A 16,708-nucleotide genomic window follows, 5' to 3' on the forward strand; every position below is an offset into this window, starting at 1 on the left:
CGTCTAGGGTTTTACCGACGATTCCGCGAATGTCGTAAGCCTTGAATATGGAATTTTGAATCGGGAGCATAGTGTTGTACCAGGTTGGCTGCCTTAGCAGCGTTTATAGATGTCTTCGAAACGCACGATGTCGTCTTCCCCCAGGTAGCTGCCTGACTGCACCTCGATCAGGTGCAGCGGCAGTTTCCCGGGATTCTCCAGCCGGTGCCGGACGCCGATCGGAATGTAGGTCGATTCATTCTCGGTAAGGAATTTCTCCTCGTCGCCGCAGACAATGCGCGCCGTACCGCTGACCACTACCCAGTGTTCGGCGCGGTGGTGATGCATCTGCAGCGAAAGTTTCCCGCCCGGATTGACGGTAATCCGTTTCACCTGGAAGCGGTCGCCGCCGTCGATGCCTTCATAACAGCCCCAAGGCCGGTAGACACGTATATGGTTCATGTGTTCCGTGCGACTGTTTTTCTTCAGGGCTTCGACGATTTTCTTGACGCCTTGCACCTGGTCCTTGTGCACCACCAGCACCGCATCCTTGGTTTCCACCACCACCGTGTCCTGCATGCCGATCACCGCCACGAAGCGGCTTTCGGCACGGATCATCGAATCGCGGACACCGTCTGTATACACATCGCCGCGCAGCACATTGCCGTCGGCGTCGCCGTCCAGTATCTGCCATAAGGCTGACCAGGAACCGATATCGCTCCAGCCGATGTCCGCCGGCACCACCACCGCGTGCCGGGTATTCTCCATGACTGCATAGTCGATCGATTCCGCCGGACAGGTGGCGAAGGCGGCCTCATCCAGGCGGCAAAAATCGAGATCATTGTAAGACGCCTGGAAAGCCTGGGCGCAGCTCTCGGCGATCGCCGGCCGGTACTCGCGCAGTTCCGCCAGGTAGCGCGCCGGCTGGAACAGGAACATGCCGCTGTTCCAGCTATAAGCGGCATCGGCGGCAAATGTCTCGGCGCGCGCCTTGTCCGGCTTCTCGATGAATTTCTCGACCGCGTAGCAACCGTCGATGCCATTGAATGCAGCCTTGGCGCGGCGAATGTAGCCATAACCGGTTTCGGCAGCGCTAGGCACGATGCCGAAGGTCGCCAGCGAGCCTTGTTCGACCGCCTGGGCTGCGCACTGGACGGCCTTGTGGAAGGCTTGCGCATCGCCGATCACGTGGTCGGCCGGCAGCACCAGCATGATGGCGTCCTTGTCATGCTGGAGCAGGAAATGCGCCGCCACCGCGACCGTCGGCGCGGTATTCTTGCTTTCCGGCTCCAGCAGGATCGCCAGCGGCGCCATGCTGATGCCGCGCAACTGCTCCGCCACCATGAACCTGTGTTCATTGCCGCAGGTGAGCAGCGGCGGCATCAGTTCCGGCCAGTCCGCCAGCCGCAGCAGCGTTTCCTGCAGCATCGAATGCTGCGAGCGCAACGGCAGCAATTGCTTGGGCATGGCTTCGCGCGAGAGCGGCCACAGGCGCGTGCCGGAACCTCCGGCCAGGATCACTGGATATATTTTCATGGTCAGCTCACCGTGCTTTCATTTTCCGGCAGCCGGTCGCGGGCATCGCCCCAGTCAGGTATGCCGGCTTCGGGCAAACGGCGCATCTGGCCGGCGCGGTCTACGCTGTATTGCTTGAATACGATCGCCTCGTCCAGCTGGGCGCCGCCCAGGATCCGGGTGTATTCGAACAATACGCTGCGCACTACTTGCGCGCCGGAGCATATATGGCTGCCATGCCCGATCCAGGTCGGGCCGACGATCTTGCTGCCGGCATCGATGCGGCAGCCTGAGCCGATATAAACCGGCCCTTCGATAGTCGTGCCGTCCCAGTCTATGCTGGTGTTGAGGCCGGCCCAGACGCCATCGGCGATCTGCTTGCCCGGCATTTCCAGCTGCGCCACCTGGCCCAGCATCACATTCTGCAAGACGCTCCAGAAATCGGTCACGCTGCCGATGTCTATCCAGTTGAAAAACCGCTGCTGCGCATAGAATGGCAAGCCCTTCTTCGCCATCAGCGGAAACAGCTCGGAACCGATGTCGAACATCGTATCGGCCGGAATCAGGTCTATCACTTCCGGCTCGAAAATGTAAATGCCGGTGCTGGCGAAATTCGACAAAGCTTCGTTCTGCTTCGGTTTTTCCTGGAACGACTCGACCCGGCCCTCCTGGTCCATCACCACGACGCCGTAATTATCGACCTTGTCCCATGGCACCTCCTTGGTAATGACACTGGCCAAAGCGCCCTTTTGCTTGTGCTCGAACAGCGCAGAACTGAGATCGAGGTCGATCAAGGCATCGCCGCAGATCACGATCACGGTATCGTCGAAGAATTGACCAAACTGTTGGATCTTCTTGATACCGCCGGCCGAACCCAGGGGTTCCGCCGTCACCTCGCCGAAATCATTGATATAACCCTCGAAGGAATAGCCTATCTGCACTCCGTACTGGCTGCCGTCGCCGAAAAATTCTTCAATCTTGTGGTGCAGATGGCTGACGTTGACCATGATCTCGCGCACGCCGTAACTGGCAAGATATTCGATCAGGTAAGCCATCACCGGCTTGCCCAGGATCGGGATCATGGGCTTCGGCAGGTCGTAGGTCAGCGGGCGCACGCGGGTGCCTTTGCCGGCCGCTAGAATCATTGCTTTCATGTTTCACCTCACACAAGTTGAATCAAAAATCGGCTTCAAGTTTCCCGCATAAATTCTACGGGTAAGTTTTCTAACTGCCGCTTTTCTTGCGGCACAGCAGCAGGAACATCAGAATGTCGAAGGTATAGCGGCGCAACAGCCGCCGCGGTTCCAGGCACAGGCGGTACAGCCATTCCAGCCGCAGCCTTTGCACCAGGTGCGGCGCGCGCGGCTTGTAGCCTCCCCAGAAATCGAACAGGGCGCCGACGCCGACCACGACTTTGGCGTTGAGCGCCTGGCGGTTGACCAGGATCCACTCTTCCTGCATCGGATTGCCCAACGCCACCAGCACTACTTCCGCCTGCGAGCGATTGATCAGGGCCACCAGGCCGGCGCGCTGCTCTTGCAAGCCGCGATAGCCGTCGCAGCTGCCGACCACGATCTGCTTCAACGGCCCGCCCACATGCGCCACCGCCTTGTCCAGGATTTCCGGCCGGCCGCCCAGCATGAACACCCGCTTGGGCGCGCCCGTCCCGCACAGGAGGTGCGGGATGAAATCGGTGCCGTTCAGGTTTTCCTTGAACGCCTCGCGGCCGAACAGGAAAGCCGCGATATCCATGCCGACGCCGTCGTTGACGATCGTCACCGAGGCATTCCGCATTTTCTCCAGCAGATGGTTGCAGCGCACGATGAAATTCGTATTGGCGAAAAACAGCGTTATTTTTTTGTTGACCCACATCGCATGCTGCAAGTACCTGGCCAGCACGGAGGCGGTTGTCTTGACCACCGGGAAACCGGCGATCGGGATTGTCTTCTTTGTGTTCATGAAAAAACTCTCCTAAACAGCGTCTCCAGAAAACCCGGAAGACGCTTGAACCCACTTCGCTGCCGTCTATCGTGCGCGGCCCAGCCGCATAGCCGACAGCAATAATCCATGCCACGAAGCGTTGACCGACCTGATCTGCCAGCCGGTGACAACCACCATGAATGGATACAACAAGCAGGCGATAAGGACACCGCCCGCGACCAAGGTCACATTGCTGATTCCCGGCGGCACCAGCAACAGGTATGCCGTCAGCCCAAGGACCAGGAACGTGCTGCCCACCAGCGGCGGCGCCAGCGCGTACCAGACCTGGTGCGCGTTGAGGCCGAGCTCGCGGTTGAGCCGGATTTGAGACAGGGGAAAAACCAGCAGGTAGGCGCCGCAAAACGACAGGCTCATGCCAAGCAGGCCAAAGCGGTAGCAGCTCACGGCCAGCACGGTCGCCAGCGTCAATTGGGCGATGCCGAACAGCACCGGCAGGCGGTTTTTTCCTATCGCGAAAAACAGGTAGTCGTTCAGGTGCACGATGGACGACAGCAGGTACAGCAGCGCCAGCACGCTGACCACGGGCGCCGCGGGCAGCCATTTGGCGCCGAACACCGCAGCCACCAGCGGTTCGGCCAGCACGGCCTGGAAACACAGCAAGGGGGCGACGCAGAAAAGCGTAATGCCGAGGATCTTCAGGTAACCGCGCCCCATTGCCGCCATATCCGCGCGGGCGTCGGAAAATACTGGCAACGCCACTTTCTGCATGGAGCTGGCAATCACCAGGTACACCGCCGAGGTCACCCGTTTTCCCAGATTGTACAAGCCGGTAGCGTATGGCCCCAGGAAGATGCTTACCAGCAGCGAATCGCCATTGGTATTGGCAAACTGCAGAATGCCGGTCAGGCCGACCTGGCGGATGTCGCTCCAGTATTTCATGTTCAATCTGCGGTCAAACACGATGCGCGGCAGCCATCGGCTTTGCGCCACCACCAGCACCAGCGCCAGCCCGGATGCGGCAACCTGCTGCACCACCAGCGACATCGCACCCCAGCCGCTGGCGGCAAGCGTTATGCCGACCACGCCGCCGGTCATCACCGAGCCGATCGAGCGGATCGCCAGCTGGCGGAACATCATGTTGCGCACCAGCCTGGCCTCGTAGGCACGCATCAAGCCAAAAAACAGCACCGAAAGGCTCATGCCCTGCAACACTGTTTTCAGCTCCGGCGCCCGGTACAGGGAGGAAATTAGGCCTGCCGAAAAAAACATCAGGGCGGCGAGCAGCAGGCCCGCCAGGGTGCAGCATGTAAACACCCAGGAGTAAAACCTGTCGTCCGGCAGGCCGGCGCGTATCACAGGCATCGCAATCGCATCGAACACCACCAGCCGGGTAAACAGGATGAAGAGATGGGCGACGGTCAGCAAACCGAATGCGTCCGGCGCCAGGAAGCGCGCCAGCACCGCAAAAATCACGAATGAGATGACTTGCTGCGCGAGATTGTCCACGATCGACCAGATCGATCCGGACGCCAGGCCGCCGCCTGTGCTTTTCTGGTTCATCGCATTCCTAGTCTCAGGTCAGGCATGGAGTTCTCCATTGCTTGCTAGCCGCGCCAGCCGCGCACGCGCGCCAGCACGCTCAGGTATTTGAAACGCGCCTTGAGGAAATCGCCGCTGGCCAGCGCCAGCAAGATGCCGCCGCAAGTCCTCAGGCAGGTAGTCGGGAAATACCAGAACGGATACTCGTTGATCCGCATCACGCGGCCGATTCCGGTTTCGTATTTTTTCTGGCGGCGGCAGGCGCTGGCATCGAAATCCGTGGTCTTCACCGGATGATGCAAGGTCATGTCGACCAGGAATTTCAGCTTGAATCCATGCCGCAGGCTGCGCAAAAGGTAATCGGTCCCTTCCGCGGCGCCCCATACCGTGCCGGCGCCGACCCCCAGCGATTCGTCGAAGCCGCCGACCGTATTGACCACGCGCCGGCGCAGGAAAATGCTGAATTCGATCGCGCCGCGCCAGACGTTATAACGGTTCAGCAGCATGCTGCTCTCCAGCCAGCGCCCCTCGACATTGCCGTCACCGTCGGTGAAGCGGCCGGTAATGCCATCCAGCTCCGGATGGCTGGCCAGCACCGTGACCACCTGTTCCAGCAAACCGTCCGGATACCAGCAATCGTCGTCGGGGAAAGCGATCACGTCGCCGTCGGCCAGGGCCAGGCCGGCATTGCGCGCGCGCGAGGCGCCAAGCGCAGCCGAACGCACGTGCCGCAGCGGGAATTTGCGGCGATACAGGTCCAGCAGCGACACCAGCCTGTCGTCGCCGTTCTGGTCGACAGCGATCAGCTCAAAATTCCGGTAGTCTTGCGCATCCAGCGATTCCAGCAAGCGGGCAACTTCGTCAACCCGCCCTACCGTAGCCAGCACCAGCGAAAATTTCATTTGCATTCCTTTTCAGTCGTGTCCCGGGCACTGCTACATGCCTTTTTTCAGGATCGTCATTTGCGGCCGTTCGCCGTTGCCATCGGGCTGCAGGCTGAACGGATAAGTCCCCAGCCACTGCCCGGCGGCCCAATAAGTCCAGCCGCCCCAGGCCGGGTTGCCCTTGATGGAATCCACCATTGCCGTCAAGGCTGCCAGGCATTGCTGGTTGGCCGGCACCCCGAACTCGCCAAGAAACAGCCGGCGCCTGGTTGACGTGGCCCAAAGGGCGACGTTGGCCATGATTGCGCTCAGGCGGGCCGGCTCCACGCAATCGTTGCCGGTGCCGGAAAAATTCGCATCGGCATATTGATGGACTTCGATCATGTAGTTATCAGCGGGATCATGAAAGAAACGGAAAGCGTCTGCATTCGACACCGCGCCGTCTTTGGCATACCAGGAATGGGCCCCGCTCCAGCCGCCGCCCGGAACCAGGATCAGGTGCCGTGCGCCTTTCTTGCGCAAGGCATTCAGCGTCTCTTGCGCGGTTGCCGCCCACTCCGCGGTCGGCAGCTTGGCCGGCTCGTTCATCAAGCCAAAGGCGACGTTCGCCGGATCCTTGAAATTGACCAGCAGGCGCTGCCAGAGGTCGGTCAGAGCCGCGCGCGGCACCCCGGGCGAACCGATAGGCTGGCCGCGATATTGGCCATAGTTGTGCACATCGAGGATGATGCACACGCCGATCGAGCTGGCGGCCGCAACGCTGTCCTTGATCCTTTGCAGCTCTGCCTGGTCCAGTTCGCCGAACAGCTTCGGCTGCACCCTCTCCCATAGAAACGGCAGGCGGAAGGTGTTCATGCCCATGGATTGGAACAGGCGCATTTCATCCAGGTCCGGGTACACGTAGTCGGTAAATACCTTGCCCGGCAGCTTTTCCGCGGCGAATTCGGCGCCGCTCAGGTTGACGCCGGCCATCGGCTTGCCGTCCAGGCAAGCGGCGAACGTCGTCTGGCCAAACAAGGCGCACGCCAGGGTCAATGCGGGGAACAGGAATTTGATCATCTGGTGTCACCTCCTAAGGGCATTGACCGGGATCCGGCCGCCAGCGGAAACGCGGTAAGGAATTTCCGTTTGAACAGGCCGCCCGCGGATTTGATCAGGCGCGCTCCGGGTTTCTCGACCAGTTGATAGTTGAGCCATGAAAACAGGAGAACAAGAACAGCCACAGGCAGCAGGATGAACATTGGAAACGGCTCCGGATGGATTTTCCGTAGCAGGTAAATAATCGGCATATGCAGCAGATAGATTGAGAAACTCCATTCACCGCACAAAACCATGGCCCGGTTTGCGAAAAAAACATTACCGACAGCAGACGGAAAGGACAGGCCGAATACCAGAAAGGCGCCGAAAACGGCGGTGAGGATGCTGCTGTAGAACTCCTGGTTGCCGGCGAATGGCAGCACCACCCAGCCGGCTGCAATCGATACCAGCGCGGCGACCGACACCGTGTGCAGGACTGCGAACCATTTCCGGTTCTGGTCCTGGCTGTCGACATGCGAGCGCACCACGCCGGCAATCATGCCGAACAGGAAATAATGCAATTTCGAGCCGATGAAGGTGCCCGGGAAAATATCGCGGTACGACAGCAGGATCAGGCTGGCGAGCCCCAGGAACAGCAGCCCGGCAACATCGGACCGGCCCAGGAACCGGCTGCCCGCGGCCCAGGCCAGCAGGAACAGGAAGTAGAACTCGACTTCGGGCGTGATGCTCCAGAATACCGACACATTGCCCGAGAAGAAAACATGGCGCAGGATATTTTTCCCCGATATCCCATAGACAAAATTCGGATCGAGATTGACGTAGATGAAATAAGAAACCAGGAGAATCACGAGATAGGCGGGCGCAATCCTGGAAAAACGGGAAAATGCATAGTCGGCCACGTTGATTGCCGAAAACCGCTTCCCGAGATACAGATAGGCCATGAGAAAGCCGCTCAAGGAAAAGAAAATCGCCACGCCGACTTCACCGAACAGGTGGTTTTTCCAAGGCAAGGCAAACCAGTCCAGCGCGTGGCCGTATACCACCAGCAGCGCCGCCAGCCCGCGCAAGCCCGTGATTGCGTCAATTTTTTCTCTATCCATGGAAAATCCCAGATGCCTTGGGCTGCCGCCTCAACGCACCAGCTCCTTGTATACGTCGATATATTTTTCCGCGATGCGCCGCCAGTTGTAGCGTTCCACGAACTGCTGCATCTGCATGCGCCGCTGCGCGTAATCGGCCTGCATCTCTTGATGCAGCATCAGCAGGCTCGCCACGTTTTGTTCCTGGGTCGGCGCAGACAGCAGCAGCCCAGCCCTCGATTGTTCAAGCAGGTTGCGGAACGGCGGGATATCGCTCAATACCGGCGTCAGGCCGGCGCTCATCGCTTCAATCGGCGCGATGCCGAACCCTTCATGCCTTGACAGGCAAATGAAGTAGCTGGACTGCGCAATCAGCGCCGCCAGTTCATGGTCGGCAGGATTCGCCACGATTTGCACCGCATCCGCTAGGTCATTCTGTTTGGCCCAGGCACGCAGTTCTTCGGCGCTGTGGTCATATTCGCGGCCGGCGATGATCAGTTTCCAGCCCGGCTGGCGCTGCGCCAGCTGCTGGAACAAGGCGAGGGTTTCGAGCAAGCCTTTGTTGACCGACCAGCGGCCGAAATAGATCAAGGTCCGCGTCAGCGCCGGCGCCGACTGGTTGCTGTATTTCTCCACATTGACGCCGTTTTCAATCACCGCCAGTTTCGGCGGCTTGACGATGCCGGAAAACATGTCGCCATCGTTGTCGCTGGTGGCGATGATCTTGTCGTACGCCATGGTCGAAGCGCGCGTGACTGTGTTGAAGTAGACTTTCTTGAGCCCTGAAGCGAAGCTGGTGTGGAAAAACCCGCCATGGGTCGACGCCACCAGCGGCCGCCTGTGCAAGACACGGGTAAGCGCCATGTAATCGAAAAAGAAATCGATGCCATGCACATGGATCACGTCGGCGTCCGCCACATGCTCCAGCACGCTGGGACACAGCGGATACCTGCTGCTGCCGTGGAACGGCAGGCGCACCACGGCGACGCCGTTGACCAGAGCCTCGGAACTGAGGAATTCAGCGGAATTCCTGAACAGCCGGTTGAGCGTGACCACCTTCGGCAGCTGGCCGTGGTGCTCGCGCTGCTGCCTGGCGATATTCTGCACCACGTCTTCCATGCCGCCGATCGAGGGAGAATACTGGCGCACAATGTGCGTAACTTTAATGGGCATGTTGTTGCTCCTTTGTTTTTCCCGATGATCGTGTGGCCGCGCCGGCAGGCGATGACGAAGAGTCAGCCGCTCTTCCTACAGTGCATCCGACCAGGAACCAGAGGATGCCGGCGGTTTTCAAGGCAAACAGCGAGGTGCCGCTGACGCACAGGATCAGGGAGATGTACAGCGTGATATAGACGCGGAAGCGGTTGCCCCGCTCGTCCTCCATCCTCAGCATCCAGAACGGCAGCCACAGCAGGAAACACAGCGGCAGGCCGAGCCGCGTCAGCAGGGAGGGGTAACCCATGTCGCCGAAATTGGTGTTGTAGCCGTCCAGGCCCAGCAGCATGCCGATATCCAGGTCCAGCAGCGTGCGGCCGCTTACGTACAGCCGGCCCAGGAAGCTGTCGCTGTACCGGCCGTCGAAGAAAGCCCCGATCAGCAGCAGCATCAGCGCGCTCAGCAACGGCAGCACGATCAGCCAGGCGTTGCTGCTCTTGGCCAGCGGCGAACAGCGCAGCGCGATCAGCACGGCGACCGTGATCATGCCGTAACGCGAATCGCTCATGATGATCATGAGGGCCGCGGACAGCAGGAAAAAAAGCATGTCCTTGAACTCTTCACGTCGTTTCGACAAGCCCCAGGCAGCGATGATCACCGCAAAATTCCCGAGCGAAACCGGTTCCAGGAAAACCGAGGATATGCGGTGGCTGCCGAGCAGCGACGGCAGTATGGTGCGGCCGATCCCCTCCGGCCTTATCCCGTTCAGCCCCAGCACGCTGTCTTTGGCCCAGTTGGAACCGGCAGCCAGGCCGCCCTGGTTGACGTAATAGGAAAAAATATTGAAGATGCGCGAATAAAAATCAAGGAAAAACCATTCGGCAAAACCGAAAGCCAGCACCAGCAGCACCGCCAGCTTGAGCAGGCGGTCGGCATACCGGATATCGCCGATCTGGCGGCCGATACCGTAGAACAGGATAGGAATCATCACATCCCGGAATCCTTTCGGATCCAGCTGGTTGCGCATGATCGCCAGCAGGAACAGGTAGGCCGCTGCCAGGGCGGCGATGGCGACCAGTTCCAGCCTGATGTTCTTGCTCAGCACCACCATGCACAACAGGTAGATGACAAATTCCGAAAACACCACGCCCGCAGTGGAGATGGCATGGACGTTGGTATGGATAGCGCACAGGGCCGCCTGGTACAGCAGCGCGGCCATGAGTATCCAGAACGTCAGCCGTTCGGCCGGCACCGACAGGCCGGCCGAGCGTGGAAAAATGTAATCCCTGATGTTTGCAAAATTCTGCATGCGCTTGGTTCCCTTTATCAAAAACTCACCAGCACCGAACCCACCACTTCCGTGCCGCTGCGGCGCAACTGGTCGCTGAAGGCGGTGAGATCTGCCACCCGGGTACGGTCTTTGCGCACCACCAGCAGCACCCCGCCGGCGCGGGCAGCGATAGTCAGGACGTCAGCCGCGCTAGAGCATGCCGGCGTGTCATACAGGATGACGTCGAAACGGCTGCGCAAAGTCTGGTTCAAGGCATTGAAGCTGGAGCGGTTGATCAGTTCCTGCGGATTCGGCACCGACGATCCGGCCGGCAGCAGCGACAGGTCGGCGAACGACTCGGCAACGGCGAGCGGTTCCAGGCCGGCGCGTCCGGCCAGCACATCGGCCAGCCCATGCCCCGCCGCCAGGTTGAATATCCGCTGCTGGCGCGGCTGGCGCAGGTTGGCGTCCACCAGCAAGGTCTGCAAGCCCAGCTGCGAGAACACAATGGCCAGGTTGGCGGCCATCAGGCTGGTGCCGTCGCCCGCGTTGACGCTGGCGATAGCCAGCGTCTTGCGGCTGACGGTGAACCAGCGCAGCATCAATTGGCTGCGCACCGAACGCAGCATTTCCACTTCGGCGCTGAAAGGCTGGTAGGCGGCGACCAGGGCGGCCGGATAATTTCCCGCGCTTTCCTGGTAGGGATAGTCGAACTGGCGCGACAGCACTTGCTGGATATCCAATTCGCTGACCAGTCCCAGCCGTTGCGCCGCTTCGCCGAAACGCAGTCCCTGTTCCTGTTGCAGCCGCCGCACGCGTTCTGCCTGCTCGGGCGTGAGTTTGCCTTGCTCTACCAGCATGCGGCCCATATTGCCGTCCTTGCGGGGCGACATTGCGCTGTCAAAGAGAGGACTGACCGGTTTATTCATTTTGTTTCACCTTTCCGGTTGGCGCGCGATCATCGCGATAAAAACAGCTGGGGGAATGCAATCCTGCGTGCCGGCTTGTGCCACACGATGGTGCCCAGCACCGGCGCATCCAGCACGTTGAGCAGGTCGTTGCCGGTCCTGACGCGCCGGTTCGCCAGTTCCGCCAGCACTGCCAGGGCCAGTCCGAGCATGCTGCCGAACAGCAGCGACAGCACCATGTTGAGCGGGATATTCGGGCTGGCGGGACGGCTCGGCACCATGGCCGGACTCAGCACGGAGACGTCGGACTGGTTCGACTGCCCTTCCAGTTCGGTCTGGCTCAGGCGCTGGGCGGCGGCATCGTAGGCATGCTGCGCACTCTCGACATCCTTGGCCAGCACCGACAGTTCGTCGCGGGCGCGGTTGAGCTGCAGCACCTTGGCGGTCTGCGCCGTCAGCGCGGCGCGGATTTCGCCCGTGCGCTGGCGCTGGATACGGGCGTTGTTGGCGGCGCCGGCGTTGGTGGCGCTGATGCTGCTGTTGAGTTCGGAGCGCAACTGGTCGACCTCAGCCTTGGCGGCCTGGTACTGCGGGTGGTTGCGGTCCAGGTTCTGCGACAGCAAGGCGAATTTCCCTTCCGCCGTCGCCAGCGACGCTTTCAGGTTCTGCACCAGCACGTTGGAAATCACGTCCGGCGAATCGCGGCCGCCGCTGCCCATCGCCTGGCTGCCGCGCGACGAGGCTTCCGCCCCCTGCCCTTGGGCCAGCACCAGCTGGCTCGATAAATCATTGAGGCGCGTGGTCTCGACGTCCAGGTGGCCATCGGCGCTGACTAGGCCATGCTCTTGCTGGTAGCGCGACATTTTTTCCTCGGCCTGCTCCAGCGCGGCGCGCAAGGTCGTGGTCTGCTGCGTGAAATACTGGGCTGCCTGCCGCAAAGGTTCGACCTTGATCTGCAGGTTCATCTGCTGATACGCTGCCGCAATGCCGTTTGCCGCCTGCGCCGTGAATGCCGGATCGCTGCCCTTGGCCGTGATTTCTATCATGCTGCTTTCACGCGAAGGCGCCACATCCACCATCTTTTGCAAGGAATCGGCCAGCCATTCGCGGATCGAACCCTTGCCGTTCGCCGCTTGCCGGAAGCGTTGCTGAGTGAGCGGATTGTCGGCCAGGCCCAGCATGTCCACCGCCTTCAGCGCCACGCCCCTGCTGCCGACGATATCGACCTGGGTAGCGACGTAGCCGGACACCAGCTGCGCCGGCAGCACCCGGCCCGACACCGGATCCGTGCCCTTGTAATTAAGCAGCAGCGTAGTCGAAGTCCGGTAGACCCTGGGCAAGGCGAAGCTCACCGCGGCAGTGGCCACGACGGCAATCAGCAAGGTCAGCAGGATGACCTTGTAGCGTGCGCGCAGGATGCTTAGAAGCTGTGGGAAAGTCATGAAAGCTCCTTTCGAGTGGCGGCGTGAGAATGACAATGGATCAACATCAAAACAGGCTCTCTTTCACATACACGACATCGTCCGTCTGCAATACTTCGTCGCGCTTGGCGTCGATCATCACGGTATTGCCGCTGCTGTCGCGCCGCTTGATGCGCACCCCGCGCTCGGTGCCGCGCGGCGTCAGGCCGCCTCCGATCGACAAGGCCTGGGCGATGGTCATGTTGCGTTCCAGCCGGTAGCCGCCGGGGTGCTGCACTTCGCCGTAGATATAGAATTTCGGCGCACGGTCGACATAGATCATGTCGCCGTTGACCAGGTCCAGGTTCGATTTCATGTCGACGGCCTGGATCATTTCCTGCAGGTTGACCACCTGCTTGCTGCTCTTGCCATTACGGGTGCGGATCACCACGGCGGTATCGCCGCCTTCCGGTCCGACGCCGCCGGCCATCGCCAGCATGTCGGTCACGCTGCGCTTGCCTGCGATCGGGTAACGGCCCGGATGCAACACCTGGCCGAGCACCGATACCTGCTGGCTCTGCAGCTCGGTGACCGTGACGTTGACTTCCGCCTTGCGCAGGAACCCGCCGCCGGTCAGCATGTCGGAGATTTTTTTCTCGGCTTCCGCAGTCGACAATCCGCCGATGCTGACCGCGCCTATCAGCGGAAACGTAATGTTGCCGGCATCGCTGACCTTGGTTTCCAGGCTCAGGTCAGGATTCCCGAACACCGAGATCTTCAAGCCGTCGCCGGCGCCGATCGGCGTATCCGCCGCGCTGGCGGAATTGCTGGAAAACGCCAGCAGCAGCACCAGCAAGCATATGTAGATTCGTCTCATCATGATGGCCATCCCATTCATTTATTGTCCCTTCCGGCACAGGTTATTCATTTGAGCCCCGCGACGCCGGACACCTCGATGCTCCTGCGCACCACGGCTTGCTGCTTGCCTGGCGAGGTTGCCGTGACCGGCAAGGCATTGTTATCGATATCGCCGGCCGGTTTCTCCGCGGGTTTCTCTATGTATTCAAGCTTGGCGGCCGCCCGCAAGCGGGTGATTTCCGCAATCGCCGTTTCCTGCATCTTCTTGTTCACCAGGTAGCGTTCGATCTGCGGTTCGGCGGCGTCCGGCGCCACCGGACTATCCCTCAGTTCAGTCAAGGCGCACAATAAATCGCGCTGCCCGTCTTTCATGACAAACAGGCGGTTCCTGCCCAGCGCCTGGAGCCTGCTGCCGACCTCTGGCGGCAGCTCGGCGCTGCTGTAGGAATACTGCCTTTGCACATGCGCGATCTTGCGTTGCCGGAGCCAGGCAGCCACCTGGTTCAGCGATTTCGAGGAATCCATCACGGCTTTCAGCGCCGCGCTGAAATCGCGGTCGGCGATGATCAGCTGTTCAACCTCGAAGACCTTGCGGCGCGCAAACATCTCCGGATGCGCATGAAAATAGCTTTCGATTTCCGCCTTGCCGGGCTGCTCCTGGTTTCCGGCCTTGGATTCGAGGTAAGCCTGTACGATGGCCTGGGTCTTGAAACGTTCAATAATCTGTATCAACGCCGGATCGCGGTCGATCTTGTTGCGCAAAGCCTCGTCCAGCAACAGCTGGCGGTCAATCAGCGCCTCCATGGCCTGTTCGCGCACGGCTTGCCGCGGCGCGGCGCCGTCCTGCTGCAGCCGCTTTGCATATTGCAGTTCGGCTTCAAGCTGCGGCGCGCTGATCTCTTCGCCATTGATCCTGGCTACCACCTGGCCGTTTTTCTTTTTCTGGTCGTCGCAGGCCGATAAATTTATGACTGTAAGCAGCATCAAGATGCCTATTCCTTTCACGCCTAGCATGTTGTCGATGAGAGACCTACGGCCGATACGTTCAGAGCACATCAAGATCCGACTCCTGTTAACGAGACAATGTCCATCGGCGCAGTTGCGGCCGGCGCGCCGATATGGTCGCCGTGTGCGATCAGGCAGCATGTTGTGCAGCCAACCGCGATGCTGAACCGAAACCGATAGAGGTGCGCATCGGGCGACGGCGAATCTGGTACAGCAACAAGCTGAGCGCGATCAAAAGCATCGCCCAGCGCGCAGGTTTTTGCGGCGGTTTTGCCCTGAAATCCTTCAGGAAATAAAACAGCAGGTCGTCCGGAGCATTCACGCCAACCGCCATTTTCCTGGGAGCTTGGAGCAGCCTGGGGCCGGTCGAAAATGCCGCGGGAACAATGCCGGCTGCAGGCCAGGCGTGACCGGTGCGGGCGGCAAAGATGTCCGGCGACGCCGCTGCGTCGGGCTGCGCCGCTTCCATCTCGGCGATCGCCGAAGCGGAAGCAGAAGCGGCAGCCTCGCTTGCCGGGTGATAGCCATACACCGCCGACGCGCTGCCCGGTCCCGGCTGTCCGTCCAGCTGGAAAACCGGCGCCGCCGCCAGGCTGGGGCCGCAATAGGCGGCCAGCAACAAACTCATCGAAAGCACAATTCCTCGCATGATTCTCTCCAGGTAAAATCCATCACATTTCCTGAACTGCCTGATACAAAAAACAGTCTCCGCCGGCGCGCAGTTGCGCCTCGTAGTTACGCTTCGCAGTTGCGCTTAATAAGCGTTATCTTTCTTCAGCACCTCTTTGACGGTACGCACGATGATCCACAGGTCCAGCGCCAGCGACCAGTTGCGCAGGTATTCCAGGTCGAATTCGATCCGCGAACGCATTTTGTCGAGGGTATCGGTCTCTCCGCGGTAGCCGTTCACCTGGGCCCAGCCAGTGATGCCCGGCTTCACCTTGTGCCGCAACATGTAGCCTTTGATCAGCTTGCGATACATCTCGTTGTGGGCGACGGCATGCGGACGCGGGCCGACGATGCTCATGCGGCCTTGCAGTACATTGAAGAACTGCGGCAATTCATCCAGCGATGTGCGCCGCAGGAAACCGCCAAAGCGCGTCACGCGGACGTCGTTCTTCTTTGCCTGGTCAACCACCGCGCCATCTTCGGCAACCGTCATCGAACGGAATTTGTAGACGATGATTTCCTCTCCGTTCAGGCCGTAGCGGCGCTGCGCAAAAATGATGCGTCCGGGCGAAGAAAGTTTTACGCCGATCGCAATCGCCAGCATGACCGGCAGCAGCATGATCTGGATCAGCAGCGCCAGGATGATGTCGCTGCCGCGTTTGAGGACGCCGCGCAAGCCGATAAAGGGCGTTTCACAAATGCCGATCACCGGAATTCCCGCAATGTGGTCGAGCCGCGCCTGTATCAGGCCGAAGGTATAGATGTCGGGCACGAAATAGACGGATGCCGTGGTGTCGCGCAATTCCTCCATCAACGCCAGCACCCGCGGCTGCGCCGACATCGGCAGGCAGATGAAGATGGTCCGTATCTTGTGGGCGCGCACATAAGGACCGACGTCCGAGATCGCACCGAGGTGCTGGCAATTCATCCCTGCCGGACGGACGACCTGGTCGCGGTCGTCGAAAAAACCGCGCATGTCGATACCGGCATTGCTGCCGGAAGACAGGCACTTGAGGACGTCGTCGATCGGATCGTTGGAGCCGACGATGATTGCCGAGCGCAGCCTCAGCTCGCGGCCGAAATGGAAGGCCAGCATATATGCCGTGAGGCGGCTTGCCAGCAGTGCGAAAGGCGCCAGCGCAAACCAGGCCAGGATGACGCGGTCCGAGAATTCGTAGCGCAGCCCGGTTCCCTGGCCTATCAGGATAAGGATGATGACGGTGATTGCCCAGCCCATGAAGATATCGCCGGCATAGGCGAGCTGCTTGCCGATATGCAGGGTGCGGTACAGGTCGATCTGTTCGTAGACGTAGGAGGAAATGAAGAAGGCGATAATCATCAGCACCAGGTAGTCGCCGGTGAATATTTCGTCCTGGGTCATGACGATCAGGTACAGGGAGCCAAGGATAATGAGCGGGTCAAGCAGGCGCTTGAAAAACGAAACCAGCGGAATGTCGTTCTCAGTCAT

The 16,708-nt window shown here is 60.2% G+C and carries 15 protein-coding genes; all 15 read right to left on the reverse strand.

Features of this window, described 5'->3' with window-relative positions:
* Positions 1 to 93: 93 nt before the first annotated feature.
* The 15 genes from JWQ61_RS12275 to JWQ61_RS12345 all read right to left on the reverse strand — a co-directional run bounded on the left by JWQ61_RS12275 (position 94) and on the right by JWQ61_RS12345 (position 16,708).
* Entirely contained in the window at positions 94 to 1,515 is a 1,422-nt protein-coding gene (locus JWQ61_RS12275; protein ID WP_304360774.1) for a mannose-1-phosphate guanylyltransferase/mannose-6-phosphate isomerase, read from the reverse strand.
* Positions 1,516 to 1,517: 2 nt separating this feature from the next.
* Positions 1,518 to 2,648, reverse strand: a complete 1,131-nt coding sequence (locus JWQ61_RS12280; protein ID WP_304360775.1) for an NDP-sugar synthase — start codon at positions 2,646 to 2,648, stop codon at positions 1,518 to 1,520.
* A gap of 70 nt (positions 2,649 to 2,718) precedes the next feature.
* Complete coding sequence (locus tag JWQ61_RS12285; RefSeq protein ID WP_304360776.1) at positions 2,719 to 3,453, reverse strand: WecB/TagA/CpsF family glycosyltransferase; 735 nt, start codon at positions 3,451 to 3,453, stop codon at positions 2,719 to 2,721.
* Positions 3,454 to 3,519: 66 nt separating this feature from the next.
* On the reverse strand, positions 3,520 to 4,995 hold the full coding sequence (locus tag JWQ61_RS12290) for a lipopolysaccharide biosynthesis protein (RefSeq protein ID WP_304360777.1): 1,476 nt from the start codon (positions 4,993 to 4,995) through the stop codon (positions 3,520 to 3,522).
* 44 nt (positions 4,996 to 5,039) lie between these two features.
* Complete coding sequence (locus tag JWQ61_RS12295; protein ID WP_304360778.1) at positions 5,040 to 5,876, reverse strand: glycosyltransferase family 2 protein; 837 nt, start codon at positions 5,874 to 5,876, stop codon at positions 5,040 to 5,042.
* 33 nt (positions 5,877 to 5,909) lie between these two features.
* Positions 5,910 to 6,917, reverse strand: coding sequence for a glycoside hydrolase family 5 protein (locus tag JWQ61_RS12300; RefSeq protein WP_304360779.1), 1,008 nt, complete (start codon positions 6,915 to 6,917; stop codon positions 5,910 to 5,912).
* The gene (locus tag JWQ61_RS12305) at positions 6,914 to 7,996 is read right to left on the reverse strand and encodes an acyltransferase (protein ID WP_304360780.1); all 1,083 of its coding nucleotides are present in this window, start codon (positions 7,994 to 7,996) and stop codon (positions 6,914 to 6,916) included. Before JWQ61_RS12305 ends, JWQ61_RS12300 begins: the two co-directional genes overlap by 4 nt.
* Before the next feature lie 30 nt (positions 7,997 to 8,026).
* Positions 8,027 to 9,148, reverse strand: coding sequence for a glycosyltransferase family 4 protein (locus JWQ61_RS12310; RefSeq protein ID WP_304360781.1), 1,122 nt, complete (start codon positions 9,146 to 9,148; stop codon positions 8,027 to 8,029).
* Complete coding sequence (locus JWQ61_RS12315) at positions 9,138 to 10,439, reverse strand: polysaccharide polymerase (RefSeq protein WP_304360782.1); 1,302 nt, start codon at positions 10,437 to 10,439, stop codon at positions 9,138 to 9,140. The genes JWQ61_RS12310 and JWQ61_RS12315 overlap by 11 nt, the downstream gene beginning before the upstream one ends.
* A gap of 17 nt (positions 10,440 to 10,456) precedes the next feature.
* On the reverse strand, positions 10,457 to 11,329 hold the full coding sequence (gene epsG / locus JWQ61_RS12320) for a chain length determinant protein tyrosine kinase EpsG (protein ID WP_304360783.1): 873 nt from the start codon (positions 11,327 to 11,329) through the stop codon (positions 10,457 to 10,459).
* A 29-nt stretch (positions 11,330 to 11,358) separates the two neighbouring features.
* The gene (gene epsF / locus JWQ61_RS12325; RefSeq protein WP_304360784.1) at positions 11,359 to 12,750 is read right to left on the reverse strand and encodes a chain length determinant protein EpsF; all 1,392 of its coding nucleotides are present in this window, start codon (positions 12,748 to 12,750) and stop codon (positions 11,359 to 11,361) included.
* A 46-nt stretch (positions 12,751 to 12,796) separates the two neighbouring features.
* Complete coding sequence (gene epsE, locus JWQ61_RS12330; protein ID WP_304360811.1) at positions 12,797 to 13,585, reverse strand: polysaccharide export protein EpsE; 789 nt, start codon at positions 13,583 to 13,585, stop codon at positions 12,797 to 12,799.
* Between the two features lie 47 nt (positions 13,586 to 13,632).
* A complete protein-coding gene (locus JWQ61_RS12335) occupies positions 13,633 to 14,550 on the reverse strand; it encodes an EpsD family peptidyl-prolyl cis-trans isomerase (RefSeq protein ID WP_304360812.1) in 918 nt (305 codons plus the stop codon).
* A gap of 151 nt (positions 14,551 to 14,701) precedes the next feature.
* Entirely contained in the window at positions 14,702 to 15,199 is a 498-nt protein-coding gene (locus JWQ61_RS12340) for a hypothetical protein (protein WP_304360785.1), read from the reverse strand.
* Between the two features lie 126 nt (positions 15,200 to 15,325).
* A complete protein-coding gene (locus tag JWQ61_RS12345; protein ID WP_304360786.1) occupies positions 15,326 to 16,708 on the reverse strand; it encodes an undecaprenyl-phosphate glucose phosphotransferase in 1,383 nt (460 codons plus the stop codon).

The organism is Collimonas fungivorans (assembly GCF_028292705.1).
Classification (GTDB): domain Bacteria; phylum Pseudomonadota; class Gammaproteobacteria; order Burkholderiales; family Burkholderiaceae_D; genus Collimonas; species Collimonas fungivorans_B.